Here is a 16190-nt window from a genome sequence, read left to right on the forward strand (position 1 = left end):
TCATCGGCCCTTGCGCAGGAAGCGGCGCAGACGGGTCAGGGTCCAGGTGTTGATCACGTCGTCCTTGGTCAGCCAGCCGCGCTGCGCCGTCGCCACGCCGTACCGCAGGTTGGCCAGATGGGGCACGGCGTGGGCGTCGCTGTCGATCGCGAAGCGCACGCCGTGCCGCTTGGCCCGCAGGATGTGCTCGTCGCCGAGGTCGAGCCGGTCCGGGTGGGCGTTGATCTCCAGGGCCGTACCGGTGCGGGCGCAGGCGGCGAAGACCTCGTCGAGATCGGCGTCGATGCCCGGCCGCTTGCCGATCAGGCGGGTGGTGGGGTGGCCGATGACGTTGACGTACGGGTTCTCGCACGCCCGCACGAGCCGCTGGGTGAGAGCGTCCCGGCCCTGGTTGAAGTGCGAGTGCACCGAGGCCACGCACAGGTCGAAATCGGCGAGGAAGTCATCGGGCCAGTCGACGGCCCCGTCCGGGCCGATGTTCAGCTCGACCCCGTGGAGCAGCCGCATGCCGCCCTTGGGCTTCAGCGCGCGCACCCGCTCGCGCTGGGCGAGCATCCGCTCGCCGGTCATCCGCTGCATGTACAGGTCGGGGCCGTGGTCGGTGATCGCGTAGTAGGCGTAGCCGCGCTCGGCGGCCGCGGCGACCATGTCCTCCAGGGAGGCGAGACCGTCGGTGAGGTCGGTGTGGGTGTGCAGATCGCCCCGCACGTCCGCCTCGGTGACCGGCTCGGGCAGTTCGCCGCGCAGGCCCGCCTCGATCTCCCCGCGGTCCTCGCGCAGCGTGGGCGGGATCCACGGCAGCCCGAGCCGCCCGTAGACGTCCTCCTCCGTGCGGGAGACGATCTTCTTGCCGCTCTCGGCGTCGAACAGACCGTACTCGGAGAGCTTCAGCTTCTGGTGGACGGCCCGTTCCCGGATCCTGATGTTGTGCGCCTTGGACCCGGTGAAGTAGATCATCGCCGCGCCCCAGGAGTCCGGCGGGACGACGCGCAGGTCGATCTGGAGGCCCCGGTCGGTGCGCACGGACGTCTTCTTCTCGCCGTGCGCGATCACCTCGGTGACGTACGGCAGCTCGGTGAAGGCCCGCATCACCGGTCCCGAGCCGCGCGCGGCGACCAGGACGTCGATGTCGCCGATCGTCTCCCGGCCCCGCCGCAGCGACCCCGCGTAGGCGCACCGCAGCACACCGCTCAGCTCGGAGAGCGCGGTGACGACGTCCTCGGCCAGCTCGGCGGCGACGTCGACGAGCACCCGATCCCCGGAGGAGCGCAGCAGGTCGATGCCGTGCAGGAGGTTCTCCTCGGTGCGCGGCCCGAAGCCCTTGAGGTCGCGCAGTTTCTCCGCGCGGATGGCGTCGGCCAGCTCGTCGACCGAGGAGATGCCCAGCTCCTCGTAGAGCATCAGGGCCTTCTTCGGGCCGAGCGTGGGGATGGCCGTCAGCCGGCGCACCCCGGCCGGGATCTTGGCGCGCAGTTCCTCGACCGCGGCCACGCTGCCGGTGCCCAGGTACTCGACGACCTTCTCGGCGGTCGACTTGCCGACGTTCGGGATCTCCTTGAGGCCCTTGACGTCCAGCGTGGACACATCGGCGTGGTGGCCGCCGATCGCGCGGGCGGCCTTCTCGTAGACGCGCGCCCTGAACGCGTCTCCTCCGGTGATCGAGATCAGGTCCGCGTACTCCTGGAAGAGCGCGGCGACCTCGTCGTTGGCACGAGCCACACGTTCAGGGTAGGCACGGGGAGCGATTTCAGTCCCCCGCGGAGGCCCGGACATGGTCGGCGCACCACTGCCGGGCCGCGACGGCGACCTCGTCCAGGGCGCCGGGCTCCTCGAACAGATGGGTGGCGCCGGGCACCACATGCAACGTGCAAGGCACCCGCAGCCGCGCCGCCGCCTCCTCGTTGAGCCGCAGCACCTCCCGGTCCCGCCCGCCCACGATCAGCAGCACGGGCACCCGTACGGCGGACAGGGCGTCCTCCGCCAGGTCGGGCCGCCCGCCCCGGGAGACCACGGTCAGCACGCGCGCGGGACGCTCGGAAGCGGCCACCAGGGCCGCGCCCGCCCCGGTGCTGGCGCCGAACAGGGCGACCAGCAGATCCCGGGTGTCGTCCCGCCCGCCCAGCCAGTCGATCGCGGCCACCAGACGCGCGCCCAGCAACGGGATGGCGAAACGGTGCTCCCGCGTGAGGGCGTCCCGGCGGTCCTCCTCCTCGGTGAGCAGGTCCATCAGCAGCGTGCCGAGGGCGGCGGTGCGCAGCGCTTCGGCGACGCGCCGGTTGCGGGGGCTGTGCCGGGAGCTTCCGCTGCCGTGGGCGAAGAGCACGACGGCCCGCGCGGAGTCCGGCACGACCAGGTCGCCCGCCAGGTCGACGCCGGGGCCGACGGGCACGACGACGGACTGGGAGATCATCGCCATCGCCTCCCTTCCCTCCTCTCCGGGTTCCTCCTATCCGGCCGGGCAACCGGCCTACCGTGGAGACATGGGCGGCGACGCGGTGACGCTGTTCCTGTGCGGCGATGTGATGCTCGGGCGCGGTGTCGACCAGATCCTCGCGCACCCGTGCGATCCGGGCCTGCGCGAGCCGTATGTGCACGACGCCCGCGACTACGTCCGGCTCGCGGAGTCGGTGAGCGGCCCGGTGCCCGCCCCCGTGCCGCCGTCCTGGCCGTGGGGCGAGGCCCTGCGAGTGCTGGAGACGACCGACCCGGACGTGCGGATCGTGAACCTGGAGACGTCGGTCACCGGCGGCGGCACGTTCGCGACCGGCAAGGAGATCCACTACCGGGCCCACCCCGACAACCTGGCCGCGCTGGCCGTGGCCCGGCCCGACGTCTGCGTCCTCGCCAACAACCACGTCCTGGACTTCGGCCGCTCCGGACTGACGGAGACGGTGGACCGCCTGGCCCGCGCCGGTCTGCGGACGGCGGGCGCGGGCCGGGACGCGGCCCGCGCGTACGCACCGGCCGTGGTCCCGCTCGACACCGGCGGCCGGGTGCTGGTGTTCGCGCTCGGGATGCGCTCCAGCGGTGTCCCGCCCGGGTGGGCGGCGACCGAGGAGCAGCCAGGGGTGGCGTACGTGCCCGCTCCCACGCCGGCCGCGGCACGGAGGGTCCTGGAGCGGATACGGCGGGTCCGGCTCCCCGGCGACCTCGTGGTGGTGTCGGTGCACTGGGGGTCCAACTGGGGCTACGGCGTGCCCCGGAACCAGATCGCCTTCGCGCACGCCCTGGTGGACGGCGGCGTCGACCTTGTCCACGGACACTCCTCGCACCACCCGCGCCCGGTGGAGGTGTACCGGGAGCGGCTGATCCTGTACGGCTGCGGGGACTTCGTCGACGACTACGAGGGCATCGGCGGGTTCGAGCAGTACCGTGACGACCTCCGGCTGATGTTCCTCGTCACGCTCGCGGCCCGCAGCGGCCGGCTGACCGGGCTGCGCATGGTGCCGCTGCGGGCCCGGCGGATGCGCCTCGAACGGGCCGCGGCACGGGACCGGGCGTGGCTGCGCGAGACGCTCGAGCAGATCAGCGACGACGTCCGCCTCCTGCCCGCTGACGACGGGTCACTGACCCTGGCGTGAGCGGTTTCCGCGCAGGTCAGGACCCCCGGCGGGGCGTTGTCAGTGGTCTCCCCTAGAGTTCCGGTCACTTGATCACCGAAGTGCGGGGAGGCACCTGTGGGGTGGGTGACGGCGGGCGACTACGAGGTCGCGCTGGACGCGGGGAAGGTAGTGTGCCGCAACGCGGCCGGGCGGCGGCTGAAGTCGGTGCCGGCCAAACTCGCGGACGAACCCGCGGTGGTGGGGCTGCGGCAGCTCGCCGAGTGGCTGGAGCGGCACGAACGGCAGTGCCTGACCGACGTCGAGCGCTGGATGGTGCGCTCGCTTCCGGTGCCGCTCGCGGTCATCGCCCGGGTGTGGCCGGACCCTGCGTGGCAGAGCGCCCTGCGCGACCTCGTCGTGACGGGCCCGGACGGTGAAGTGGCCGGATTCCTGCGCGACGCCGACCCCGACCGCGGACTCGGTCTCGTCGACCTCGACGGCGACACCGGGCGCATCAGCCCCGAACTCGTCCGCATCCCGCACCCGGTGCTCCTCGACGACCTGGAGGAGCTGCGGGAGTTCGCCGTCGAACTCGGCGTCGAGCAGCGGGCCCAGCAGCTCTTCCGCGAGGTGTGGCACCGCCCGGACACCGTCGACGCCGAGGCGACGGCCGTCGACGACTACTCGGGCGGCACGTTCAAGGAACTGCGCTTCCTGGCCGGCCGGACCACCCAGCTCGGCTACCGCGTCCGCGGCGGCGACGCCGTCTGCTCGCTGCGCGAGGACGGCCGCGCGATCGAGGCCCGCGTGTGGATCGGCGACTACGAGTCCTACTACGAGACCGAGACGGGCCCGCTGACCTGGGCGGACGGCAACGGTCGGGCGCTGAGGCTCGGTCAGGTCGGGCCGGTGGCCTGGTCGGAGGGCATGCGCATGGCGGCCGCGCTGTACGCGGGCCGTGACATCCAGGACGAGGAGCAGGCCGCATGAGCACGTACGACGAGACCACCGCGGCCGCGCTGCTGGAGGCGGGCGCCGTCCTGCCGCCGGGCACCACCACCCGCGAGGACGCGGACACCCTCACCGTCCGCACGTACACCCACCCCGCGCTGGACGACCGTCAGGTCGTCCGCCTGGTGCCGGGCACGCTCGGCGAGGCCGAGGACCTGGCCCTGGAGTTCCTGGGCCTGGCCCGTGAGCCGGAGGCGCCCGAGGTCGGCCAGGTGCGCCGCGAGACGCTCGGCTTCCCGGCCTGGGCGCTGGTGAACGACCCGGCCAACGGCCACCACGCGCTGGCCCTGGTCAAGGATGTCGAGCGGCTCGCCCGGCAGGCCAAGTCCCGCCCCGGCACCGCCAAGGAGGGCTTCGAGCAGCTCGGCGAGCGGCTCGGACGGGCGGTCCCGCACTTCCTGCCGACCTTCTACGAGCAGGCCGCGCGGATCTTCCTCGGGCACGAGAACACGACGTACGCGGCGGCCTTCTTCGGCAAGGCGCGCGAGGCGGAGCGGGTGCACGCGCTCGCCGTGGACGAGGACCGGCAGCGTGCGGTGTTCCTGGAGTTCGCGTTCGCGGGAGCACTGACGGTCAAGGCGCTCAAGGAGCATGTGAAGGCCCTGTCCCGCCGGCTCGACCCGGGTGAGGCGTGGGCGCAGTACCGGCAGTTGACGGTGGAGCGCTGCGCCGCCGGCATGCCGCCGTACGCCTCGCTGCCGCAGGACGCCCGCGGTCTGATCAAGGCCGCCGGTCTGTCGCGGGCCGTCGAGGAAGGCTCCCTGGTCGCCGACCTGATCGCCTCCCCGGCGGCGGTGCGCGCGCCGGCCTCCTTCTGGAACACCTACCGGGCCACGCTGGCGGTGCTCGCCCGGGAGCGCCCGGCCGTGCGCCTCCGGCTGCTGGAGATCATGCCGAACGGCCTCGGTCGGTCCGTGGAGGACGACGAGTTCTGGCTCGCGGTGCTCGCGGAGAGCGGCGCGGACCGGTTGCTGACCGGTGAGGACACCGAGAGCGCGGGCGAGGCCGACGCGGCCGACTGGCTCGGGCGGTGGGCGCTGCACCGCAAGCACGGGGCGACGTGGTGCGGGCGGTCCCCCGCCACCCTGGCGCTCGTCGAGCGCATGGCACCGCGGCTGCGGGCCGACGGCCGGGCGGTCGACCTGTTCACGGGCCGCTGGCACGCCGGCGCCGACCTGGACCTGCTCGACCTGTGCGCGGCTGAGGGCGTCCCGCTGGCCGTGCCCGACACCGAGACCCGCGTCCATCTCGCCCTGGACCGCTGGCTGCGCGACGATCGCCCCGGGCGCCGCGACCTCACGGCCACCGCCGCTGACCCCCGCCTGCGCCGCCTGCTCTACGAGGCGATCGGCACCCTGGGCAGTGACCGTTCCCTGTCCGACCTGCTGAAGGACCTGGCCGATCATCCCGTGCTGGGCGAGGTCCTGGGCGAGTGGCTGGCGGACTCGGCCACGGAATTCACGAAGGCGACCGGCCTGCCCGACGCCCGTACCGCGCTGGAGCGGCTGCGGCCCTTCCGCCCGGTGGCCTTCCGCGTCGACGCCGAGGCCGTCGCCCGGGTCGCCGGCCATGACATCGCGCCGCTGCTCGGCCGTACGCTGCGCGCGGGCATCCTGGACGAGCTGGGCTGGCCCGCCCTCGACGAGGCGCTGCGGATCCTCGACGCCGAGGTCCGGGACAAGGGCCCGTTCAACGAGCTGGCGGTCAACGAGGCCTGGCCCGCGCTGATCGTCTCCCGCGGTCACAAGGCCGTCGTCGTCGGCCCGGAGAAGGTGCTGCTCGAACATGACCTGCGGCTGCCCGTCGGGCTGGACCGGTGGAGCCGCCCGCAGTTCCGCTGGGCCGACGGCGAGCTGCTGGTGATGTGGCGGCACGACGGCAAGCAGTCCGCCTACTGGTCGTCCCGCCCGGCCGAGGTGTTCACCCTGGGCGGCGAGCAACTCGGTTACTGGTACGGCCGTTACATCGGCTCTCCCTCCGTCCCGCTGCCCGGTGGCGGCCGGGCCACCGGGGGCCGCACCCTGCACCCCGGTGACACCGTCCTGCCCCCGAGCCGTCCCGTCATCGGCGACGGCACCACGCTGTGGCGCCAGGGCAGGCAGGGCCGGCAGGAGGCGTGGCTGGAGTACGACCCGGCGACCGGCACCCACGGGCGTGCCTCACTGCCCGCCTTCCTGCGGTCCGCCATCCGCGACGACGCGCGGCTGGAACAGTTCCTGTGCGAGGTGCTGCCGCTGCAACCCGGCCTCGAGGACAGCCCGTTCGGAACCGACGGCACCGTGCTGGGGCACTGGGTGCACACCGAGGGGAAGGGCGCGGAGGCGGTGACGACCGCCGGCACGCCGGACGGCCGGACCGTCACCATGCGGCGGGCCCGCGGAGTTCCGGTGGGCGCGCTGCGGCTGCCGGGTGGCGCCGAGCCCGTCGTCGCGATGACCGACGCGCAGATGGCGCTGTTCACGCCCGACGGCGGTCTGCTCGGCCGGGTGACGGTGGGCGAGCGGGGCAGCGAGTTCGCGGCCGGTACCCGCTATGTCCCGCCCACGGCCTTCTGGCACGCCCTGCGCCCCCGCGACGAACGCGGATCGGCCGCGCTGCGCGCCCTGACCGACGAGCGGGCGACCGAGCTGCTGCGCGCCGCGGCCGTGGCCCTGGCGGAGCGTCAGGATCAGCTGACCGCGGCAGGTGACAGCCCCGCCCGGGCCCAGGTACCGGCCGCCGACGAGTTCATCCGGCGGGCCGTGGCCTCGACGGTTCCGGAGCTCACCGACGAGCGGCTGCGCACCGGCGTCGGCGCCCTGGTCCGCGCCACGCTGTGGCTCATCGACTCGGCGATCACCTTCGCGACGCCCCCGGCCGAGCGGGCGCGGCCCGAGCGGCGGCGCACCGAGGGCATGTTCGCCGACTACAGCCCCCTGCACGGCGACGACCGGACGCTGCGCGACGCCACCGGCGCCATCGCCTCCCTGTGGGGCGGCTGGGGCGGCGAGAACAAGTGGACGGTGCTGCGTCAGATCCGCGCGGTGAACCACGTCCTGTCCGGGAACCCCGCCGACGGCAAGCCGCTGCCCGCCGGGAACGGCCGTCCGGCCCCGCTGGGCGACGGCTGGCTCAGCGAGGAGCACACGATCCCGGCCATCGGCACGGTCTGGCCGTCGCTGCTGGGCCTGCTGCGCCCGCTCGCCTACCGGGCCGCCCTGCCGACCGTGCCGGAGTACCGACGGGAGGCGCTGCTCCTGCTGTTCGAGGCCCTCGCCGAAGGCCCGCTCGCCGCGCCCGGCGAGAGCCTGCGCGAGGTCGTCCTCGGCGAACCGCACGGCAAGCAGCAGCGGGTCGGGCAGGTGCTGCGCCGGGACGGCCGTACCGTCGTCGTCCTCGGCTGCCAGAACGTCGACACCGCGCGCGGCCGGGTGAACTGGCTGGCGCTGGACCACGATCCGTCGGGCGCGTTCGGCGCGGTCGCCCACTTCACCCTGGAGAGCGAGACACGGCACGGGCAGGCGTTCCCCGCCGGGGGACTCGCCGCCGTCGCCCGGCTGGTCCGGGACAAGGGCGCCGCGCCCTGGCGGGCCGAGGCCGTCGAGGCGCTCGCCGCGGCGACGGGCGGCGGGCTGGGTCCGCTCCAGGCGACCGTCCTGCTGGCGGGCCGCCCGAGCGACCGCGACCCCGAAGCGTTCGCCGTGACGGGCCTGAAGCCGCGCCAGGCGGACCATGCGACCAACATGCTGGACTCGCTCTCGGCGCAGGACCGTACGGAATTGCTCGGGGCTCTGCTCCCCGCCGACCCCGCCGACCTGTGGACGACCGGCCCGGACATCGAGGCCGCGGGCCGGGTGTACACCGAGCGGCTGGGCTCCGTCGTCCGGCTGCCCGAGGACCTGACGGCCGACCTCGCCGGGCTGCCCTGCGGCACCGCGGAGCAGGTGCTCAACCCCGGTCTCACGCCCTGGATCAGCCGCACGACCGTGCTGCGCCCCGACAAGGACGGCAACCTGGTCCCCGCGGACCCGTCGGCCCTGCCCAGCAGGTACGAGCTGACGGCCGCCGAATCGAGCCTGGCCTGCCTCGCCTACGCCCTCCCCTACGGGCACCCGCTGCGCGTCACCCTCCCGGAGAGCCTCGCCGCCCTGCGGCGCCGGGTCGCCGATCCGCAGCTGATGCTCCAACTCGACGTCGACTGGACGGAGAAGGGCAGCTCGGCCGCGGTGGAGGTGCGCAAGGCCTACGGGCTCCCGGAGACCGGCGGGGCCGACGCGCACGGCCTGACCCGGGCCGGCGACGCACTGGTCCTGCGCCCGTGGCACGGCGACCAGGAGGCCACCTGGGTCCGCCCGGCGGGCCTCACCGGCCCGGACGACGCCGTGTTCGGCCTCCTCGAAGGGCTCGTGGGCCCCCACCGGGGCGCCGGACTGCGGGCGCTGCGGGCCCTCCTCTCCGACGACCTCACCCGGGCCGTCGCGGCGGGCACCGACCCCGCCGGGCCCGTCGGCCACGCCCAGGACCCCATGGTCAGCGTGCCCGAGCTGGTCGCCGAGGTCGCCACGACGCACGGCCTGAGCGAGGACGCGGCGGCGCTGTACCTCCAGTTGCTCACCCTGCCCGACCCCACGGACCGCAACTGCGCCCGCTGGACCGGCTGGCGGCCCGCCCGCCTGAAGAAGGCCCGCGCGGAACTGGCGGCGACCGACCTGGTCGTCGAGGCCAAGCGGCCCCGGGCCGGGCGCACCCTCTTCCTGCCCGGCGGCTGGCGCGACCTCAAGAACGCGCTCCCGGTGGAGACCTGGAAGGAGGGTCTGTACCCGGTCCGCGACAACCTGCGCGCGGTCCCGCGCCTCCCGCTGCCCGAACTGTTCGCCCGCGCCTGGCAGCGCGTCCGCGACGGCGACACCCCGGCCTACGAGGAACTGACCACGCGGGCCACGCGAAAGGGGCGCCGCCGATGACGACCACCCCGACCCGTCCTCACTCCGACCGACCGGAAGAACCTGTGCCGATGCCCACCGCGCCCACTCGCCAGATCGTCCCGCCCGAGGATCTGTACGCCGCCGAGCTGGCCTTCCTCGCCGCGTACGACGACGGGCCGCGACCGCCCGCGTGGCGGCTCACGCCCCGTGCCGTCGTCACGTTCGTGATGGGCAGCGGCGGCCGTGCGCTGAAACTCCCCGACGATGCCGAGGCGCCGGACGGTGTGCCGCGGCGGCTGGAGGTGTCCGCGAAGTTCGTGGGCGACCGGGCGCTGGTGGAGCGGTGTGTCGTCACACTCGCCGGGGAGCGCGGTCTGCTGCTGGTCGGGGAGCCGGGCACCGCCAAGTCGATGCTGTCCGAGCTGCTGTCGGCCGCCGTGTGCGGCACCAGCGGCCTGGTCGTGCAGGGCACCGCGGGCACGACCGAGGACCAGCTCAAGTACGGCTGGAACTACGCCCTGTTGCTCGCCCAGGGCCCCAGCCGTCAGGCTGTCGTGCCCTCGCCCGTCCTGACCGCCATGACCCGCGGCGGCATCGCCCGGGTCGAGGAGGTCACCCGCTGTCTGCCCGAGGTGCAGGACTCGCTGGTCTCGCTGCTCTCCGAGCGGCGGATCGCGGTGCCCGAACTGGCGGGCGGCGAGGACTCGTTGGCGCACGCGGCGCCCGGCTTCAACCTCATCGCCACCGCCAACCTGCGCGACAAGGGCGTCTCGGAGATGTCCGCCGCGCTCAAGCGCCGCTTCAACTTCGAGACGGTCGGCCCGATCGCGGACCTCGACGCCGAGACAGCCCTGGTGCGCGGCCAGGCGCGGGCCTCGGTGGAGCGGGCCGGGGCGGCCTTCCAGGTGGACGACGCGGTGCTGGAGGCGCTGGTGACAGCCTTCCGGGATCTGCGGGAGGGCCGGTCGGCGGAGGGCTGGGAGGTGGAGCGGCCGTCGACGGTGATGAGCACCGCGGAGGCGGTGTCCGTGGCGGGCGCGCTGGGGCTCGCCGCCGCGTACTTCCCGGGCGACCATGACGTGCTGGGACTGCTGCCCGGCCATCTGCTCGGCGTGGTCCGCAAGGACGACCCCGCCGACGCGGCCCGGCTGCGCGGCTACTGGGACGGCCCGGTCCGACGGCGGGCCGAGCAGGGCAGTGCCACGTGGCGCACCCTGTGGGACCTGCGCACGGTGCTGGAGGGCTGACGACCGTGGCCCTCTCCCCCGACGAGGCCGTGACGGCCCTCACCGACCCGGCGGCGCCGTACCTCATCGGCGTACGGCATCACGCGCCGTCCCTCGCCGCGGCCGTGCCCGCGCTGCTGGACGCGGCGAAGCCGGACGTGGTGCTCGTCGAACTGCCCGCCGAGATGCAGGAATGGCTGCCGTGGCTCGGTCACGAGGAGACCCGGGCGCCGGTGGCTCTCGCGGCGGCGCCGGGGGACGGGGGCGGCGGCCCGGCGTTCTACCCCTTCGCCGACTTCTCGCCGGAACTGGCCGCGGTGCGCTGGGCGGCCCGGCAGGGGGTCCCGGTGGTGGCGTGCGATCTGCCGCTGGCGGACCGCGCATGGGGCGAGGGGCGAGGGCGGTCGGGGTCGCCCTCGACGGGTCCCGGCATAGCGGACGCGCTGCGCTCCCGCCTGACCGGCCGCCCCGGGGACGACCTGTGGGACCGCCTCGTCGAGGCCACCGCCCCGGGCTCCCCGCCGGAATCCCTGCGCCGGGCGGCCCTGCTCACCGGCTGGGCCCTGCGCGAGGACGCGGCACGCTCGGGGGGCATTCCGGAACTGGACCTGCGCCGCGAGCACTGGATGCGGGCGTGTCTGGCGACGGCCACGGCCGGCGGGGAGCGGGCGGCGGCGGTCGTCGGGGCGTTCCATGCTCCGGCGCTGGTGGGGGAATCCGGTATGGGTGGTGCGCCGGCGACGGGCGAGCCGCCGGCGGTTGCCGTGGATGCGCCCGAGCTGAAGCGGAGTTGGACCACCTCACTCATCCCCTACACCTACGCGCTCCTCGACGAACGGTCGGGCTATCCGGCCGGTATTCGGGACCCGGAGTGGCAGCACCTGGTCCTTCGGGCGGCGGGAGATCCGGTCGCGCTGGAGGATGCGCTGACGCGGGCGGCCGTGGAGGTGTGTGCCGAGCTCCGGTCGCTCGGGCATCCCGCGGGGCCCGCCGACGCGCGGGAGATCAGCAGGCTGGCCGGTGACCTGGCCCGGCTGCGGGGGCTGCCCGCCGCGGGGCGCGGCGAGTTGGTCGAGGCGGTGCAGACGGTGCTCGCGCAGGGTGAGCCGTACGGCCGGGGCCGGGCCGTGGCCCGGGCGATGGAGCGGGTGCTCGTCGGGACCCGCGTCGGACGGCCCGCCCCCGGCGCGCCCCGCAGCGGGCTCGCCCCGGCGGTGGAGGCGGAGCTGTCCGCACTCGGGCTGCCCGGCCCCGGCGCCGACTCCGCCTCGCGCGATCTGCGGCTCGATCCGCTGCGCTCCGATCTGGACCGCAGACGCGAACTGCTGCTGCGCCGCCTGACGGTCTGCGGGGTGCCGTACGGACAGGCCCAGGAGGTGACCGGGGCGGGCGGTGCCGAGGCGCTCACCTCGCGGTGGGAGGTGCGCTGGACCCCGGCGACGGCGGCGATGCTGACCGCGGCCGGGGTGCGCGGGGTCACCCCGGCGCAGGCCGCGGAGGGCGTGCTGCGGGAGCGACGGCGGACGGAGCGGGACGGGGGCGGTGCTACGGCCGACCAGACGCTGCGGGGCCTGCGGGAAGCGGCGGAGTGCGGGCTGCCCGCGCTCGCGGACGAACGGCTCGCCGACGTCGCCGACGTGCTCCCCCAGTCCGGCACCCTGCCCGAACTCCTCGCCGGCCTGGCCCTGTTGGACCAGCTGCGTGCCGGTCACATCCCCGGGCTCGGCGCCGACGAGGACCGTACGACCCGGGCCGCGGCCGTGGCCGAGCTGCTGACCTCCGCCGCGGTCCGCCAGGTGGACGGACTGACCGGTTCCGAGGACCCGGCCGACGCCCACGCCCTGCTGGAACTCGCGCACCGAGCAGACGAGTTGGGTGGTATCCGGCTCACCGACGCCCTGGCCCGGCTCGCCGCCGACGGCTCCCCGCTGATGCGCGGCGCCGCCGGAGCCGTACGCGTCCTGCTCGGACACGAGGCACCCGACGCCCTGGGCGGCCGGATCGCCTCCTGGGTCGACTCGGCCACCGCCCCGGAGTCCCGCTCGGACCTCACCGCCCGCCTGACGGGCATCCTGACGGCGGCCGGACCGCTCCTGGAATCGGCGCCCGCCGCGCTCGAACCCCTGCTGAAGCGGGTGGCGGAGCTGCCGGACCGGGCGTTCCTCGACCGGCTGCCCGCCCTGCGCGGCGGCTTCGACACGCTCAGCCCCGCGGCCCGCGAACGCCTCCTCGCAGCCGTGGACGACCGCCTCGGCACCTCGGGCGGCGTCACCGACACCGGCGGCGTCGACCCGGCCGCTCTCGCCACGTGGACGCGGGCGGACCTGGTGGCCCGAGGTGAACTGGACCGGCTGGGCATGCTTCCGAGCCCTGCGTCGGCGAACGGCCCGGAGGCCACCGAACGAGTCTCTCCGTCAGTGCCAGGCCGCTCCCAGGAGCTGCCGGCCCCCTCCTCGGCGGACCACCACCGGCTCTCCCCCACCGACCGCTGGCGCCTGGTCCTGGGGCGGCGAGCCGACCAACTGCCGCGTTCCGCCGCCGCTTTGGCCACCGCGCTGGACGAGCTGTACGGCACCGGGCGCGGGGAGGGCAGCAGGGGCGGGTTGCCCGGGGCGGCCGGTGGCGGCGGTGGCCGGGAGGCGCCGTACCCCGGTGTGCGGGAGTGGTCCGAGGAACTGGCCGCCCTGTTCGGGCCCGGGATCCGCGAGGAGGTGCTGGCGGCGGCCGCCGCCTCGGGGCGTACCGATGTGCTGGCCGAGCTCGATCCGGACCGTGCGCGCCCCTCCGTCGACCTGTTGCGCACGGTGCTCATGCACGCGGGAGGGCTGCCCGAGGCACGCCTGGCCGCGCTGCGTCCGCTGGTGCGCCGCCTCGTTGACGCGCTGACCCGGGAGCTGGCCACACGGCTGCGCCCGGCCCTGCACGGCACGGCGCTGCCCCGCCCGAGCCGTCGGCCGGGCGGCGGCCTGGACCTGCCGCGCACCCTGCGCGCCAACCTGGCGACCGCCCGGCGCGGCCCGGACGGGCGGGTCGTGGTCGTCCCGGAGCGCCCGGTGTTCCGTACCCGGGCGAAGCGCGCCGCCGACTGGCGGCTGATCCTGGTCACCGACGTGTCGGGGTCAATGGAGGCGTCCACGGTCTGGGCGGCGCTGACCGCCTCGGTACTGGCCGGGGTGCCCACCCTGTCCACGCACTTCCTCGCCTTCTCCACAGAGGTCATCGACCTCACCGGCCATGTCGACGACCCGCTGTCCCTGTTGCTGGAGGTCAGCGTGGGCGGCGGCACGCACATCGCCGCCGGGCTCCGGCACGCGCGCGAGCTGGTCACCGTGCCGTCCCGCACGCTCGTGGTGGTCGTCAGCGACTTCGAGGAGGGCTATCCGCTCGGCGGACTCCTCGCCGAGGTGCGTGCCCTGGTCGGGGCCGGCTGCCACGTGCTGGGCTGCGCGAGCCTCGACGACGCGGGCCGACCCCGCTACTCCACCGGCGTGGCGGGACAGCTCGTCGCCGCGGGCATGCCGGTGGCCGCCCTCAGTCCACTCGAACTCGCCCGCTGGGTAGGAGAGAAGATCGCATGAGCCCGGGCCTTCCGCCGGTCGCCCCGGAGGTGACCGCAGAACTGGTCGGAGCGTTGTCGCCCCGGCTGCGCAAGCGGCTGGACGCGGGGATCGCCAAGTTGGCGGACCGGCCGGTCGTCGTCGACGGCGACACCGTACGCCTCGCCGTCGACGACGACACCGACCTCGAACTGCGCGCCCCGGGCGGGGTGGTGACCAGCGCGGACGCGATCCGCTGCGGGTGCCTGCTGGCACCGGACTGCCTGCACCGCGCGGCGGTGGCGTCGGCGGCACCGATCGCGTCGATGACGGACGCGGGTCCGGGTACGTCTGCGGACGCCGGCTCCGCACCTGACACCGCCAAAGCCCCGGACCCGGCAACCGAGTCGGGGTCGGGGTCGGCGCCACAGTCGGGGTCGGGGTCAGCGTCACAGTCGGGGTCGGAGTCTGCGCCTCTGTCGGAGTCGGCGCCCGCCCCGCTCGCCGCCGCCCCCACAACCAACCCCGGCCCAACAGCCACCCCCGACCCGACAGTCGCCCCCGATCAACTCACCGCCACCCCCGCCCAACTCGCCGCCGCCCGCGCCCTGCGCGAAGCCGCCGCCGCCGTGCTCGACGCCGGGACGGACGGGGCCGGAGCCGTGCTCCAGGCGGAGTTGCTGCGCGCGGCGCACACCGCGCGGCTCGCCGGGCTGCCCCGGGCCTCGTCCTCGGCGGTCGCAGCCGTCACCGCCCTGCGTGCGGCACGCGGCGCGGATCCGTCGTACCGGCTCACCGACCTCGTGGCCACGCTGCACGCCGTCCTGAGCGCGGCGCATCGCATACCGCGTGCCTCGGGGCCGGAGTTGACCGCGCTCAGGGGAAGCGTCCGGCAGCCGTACACCCCGGACGGCTCGCTACGGCTGTACGGCCTGTTCTCTGAGCCCGTGCTCACCGCGACCGGCTACGCGGGCGCCGTGACCTGGACCGCCGACGCCGAGGGCCGCCTGTACACGGTGTCCGACGTGGCGCCGGGCGGGGCCGGCCGGGCGGTCGGGGCGGCCGGACGTGCCGTACGCGTCGGCGATACGGCGCTGTCCCATCGGGAGTTGTCCCGCGCGGGGCTCGCCGTGTCCGGGGCGACGGTGTCGCCGACGGGTCGGCTGGGCGCGGGGAAGGGCGTACGGGCGGTGCGCGCGTCCGGCGCGGCCTGGGACGGCGAGCCGCTGGACCGGCTGTGGCGCGTGCCGGTCGCGGAGCAGGCGGTGCGTGCGCTGGCCGAGGACGCGCACGGCCTGCTGTTCCTGGAGGTCACCTTGCTCGGCGCGGTCCGTGAGGCTGCGGGCGACTGTCTGCTGGCCGACTGCGCGGGGCTGACGGTCCGCCTGGCCGCCGCCCATGACGACCCGGCGCTGCCGTACCGCGACAACCTCCGGCTGCTCGCCGCGGCCCCGGGCACCCGACTGCGCGTCGTCGCCCGCCTCACCCCGGCCTCGCACGCCCGCGCCCTTGTGCTGGCCACCAGTCACCCGACCGACCCCGACGCCCGCGTCGACCTCGGCTTCGACCGACTCCAGCGCGCGGACCTGCCGACGGACACGTCAGCGGCCCCCGTCGGCCCGCCGCCCAGCACCGACGAACCGCCCCTGCACCTGCTTCGTCGCCGAGTTCACCAGGCGGGCTCCGGTGGCCGACGGGTCCTGGCCTTCCCCGGGGACAGCGCCGCCGACGGCCGGCGCCTGCGTCGGCTGGGCCTCGCCACGGCGGGAGACCTGCTCGACGAACTGCACGCGGCTGCGGCCGAGCGGGACCGGGATGTCTTCGGGCGCCTCGTCCCGGCCGACCTCGACCGCTTCGCCCAGGCCTGGCTGGCGGCGGCCCACTACACAACGGAGGTCGACCGGGCTCTGTGCGCGGCGGCATGGGGAGGGGAGCCCGGAATCATGTGACACGCGGCGGCCGGAACCAAGG

8 protein-coding genes are annotated in these 16190 nt (G+C 75.2%); 6 read left to right on the forward strand and 2 right to left on the reverse strand.

The features are described 5' to 3' along the window. Together polX and AC068Z_RS19960 are read right to left on the reverse strand one after the other, a co-directional pair. Nucleotides 1–1719 (reverse strand): DNA polymerase/3'-5' exonuclease PolX, encoded by a 1719-nt coding sequence (gene polX, locus AC068Z_RS19955; protein ID WP_478557003.1) that lies wholly within the window; start codon nucleotides 1717–1719, stop codon nucleotides 1–3. A 28-nt stretch (nucleotides 1720–1747) separates the two neighbouring features. Then, complete coding sequence (locus AC068Z_RS19960; RefSeq protein ID WP_478557281.1) at nucleotides 1748–2410, reverse strand: dienelactone hydrolase family protein; 663 nt, start codon at nucleotides 2408–2410, stop codon at nucleotides 1748–1750. 70 nt (nucleotides 2411–2480) lie between these two features. Between AC068Z_RS19960 and AC068Z_RS19965 the strand changes: the two genes are divergently transcribed. From AC068Z_RS19965 to AC068Z_RS19990, 6 genes are all read left to right on the forward strand, one after another. Further along, nucleotides 2481–3581, forward strand: coding sequence for a CapA family protein (locus AC068Z_RS19965; protein ID WP_478557005.1), 1101 nt, complete (start codon nucleotides 2481–2483; stop codon nucleotides 3579–3581). A gap of 96 nt (nucleotides 3582–3677) precedes the next feature. Then, on the forward strand, nucleotides 3678–4532 hold the full coding sequence (locus AC068Z_RS19970) for a DUF4132 domain-containing protein (protein WP_478557007.1): 855 nt from the start codon (nucleotides 3678–3680) through the stop codon (nucleotides 4530–4532). Beyond that, nucleotides 4529–9496 (forward strand): hypothetical protein, encoded by a 4968-nt coding sequence (locus AC068Z_RS19975; protein WP_478557009.1) that lies wholly within the window; start codon nucleotides 4529–4531, stop codon nucleotides 9494–9496. The genes AC068Z_RS19970 and AC068Z_RS19975 overlap by 4 nt, the downstream gene beginning before the upstream one ends. After that, nucleotides 9493–10704 carry an ATP-binding protein gene (locus AC068Z_RS19980; RefSeq protein WP_478557011.1) on the forward strand — a complete coding sequence of 404 codons (1212 nt, stop codon included), beginning with the start codon at nucleotides 9493–9495 and terminating at the stop codon, nucleotides 10702–10704. The genes AC068Z_RS19975 and AC068Z_RS19980 overlap by 4 nt, the downstream gene beginning before the upstream one ends. A 5-nt stretch (nucleotides 10705–10709) precedes the next feature. Continuing rightward, complete coding sequence (locus AC068Z_RS19985; protein ID WP_478557013.1) at nucleotides 10710–14261, forward strand: vWA domain-containing protein; 3552 nt, start codon at nucleotides 10710–10712, stop codon at nucleotides 14259–14261. Then, nucleotides 14258–16168 (forward strand): hypothetical protein, encoded by a 1911-nt coding sequence (locus AC068Z_RS19990; RefSeq protein WP_478557015.1) that lies wholly within the window; start codon nucleotides 14258–14260, stop codon nucleotides 16166–16168. Before AC068Z_RS19985 ends, AC068Z_RS19990 begins: the two co-directional genes overlap by 4 nt. Nucleotides 16169–16190 lie beyond the last annotated feature (22 nt).

It is taken from the genome of Streptomyces sp. NPDC043726 (assembly GCF_056436565.1).

Coding starts and splice junctions, on each gene's coding strand:
- AC068Z_RS19960 (WP_478557281.1), bottom strand. CDS start 2,410: ATGATCTCCCAGTCCGTCGTCGTGCCCGTCGGCCCCGGCGTCGACCTG.
- AC068Z_RS19965 (WP_478557005.1), top strand. CDS start 2,481: ATGGGCGGCGACGCGGTGACGCTGTTCCTGTGCGGCGATGTGATGCTC.
- AC068Z_RS19975 (WP_478557009.1), top strand. CDS start 4,529: ATGAGCACGTACGACGAGACCACCGCGGCCGCGCTGCTGGAGGCGGGC.
- AC068Z_RS19980 (WP_478557011.1), top strand. CDS start 9,493: ATGACGACCACCCCGACCCGTCCTCACTCCGACCGACCGGAAGAACCT.
- AC068Z_RS19990 (WP_478557015.1), top strand. CDS start 14,258: ATGAGCCCGGGCCTTCCGCCGGTCGCCCCGGAGGTGACCGCAGAACTG.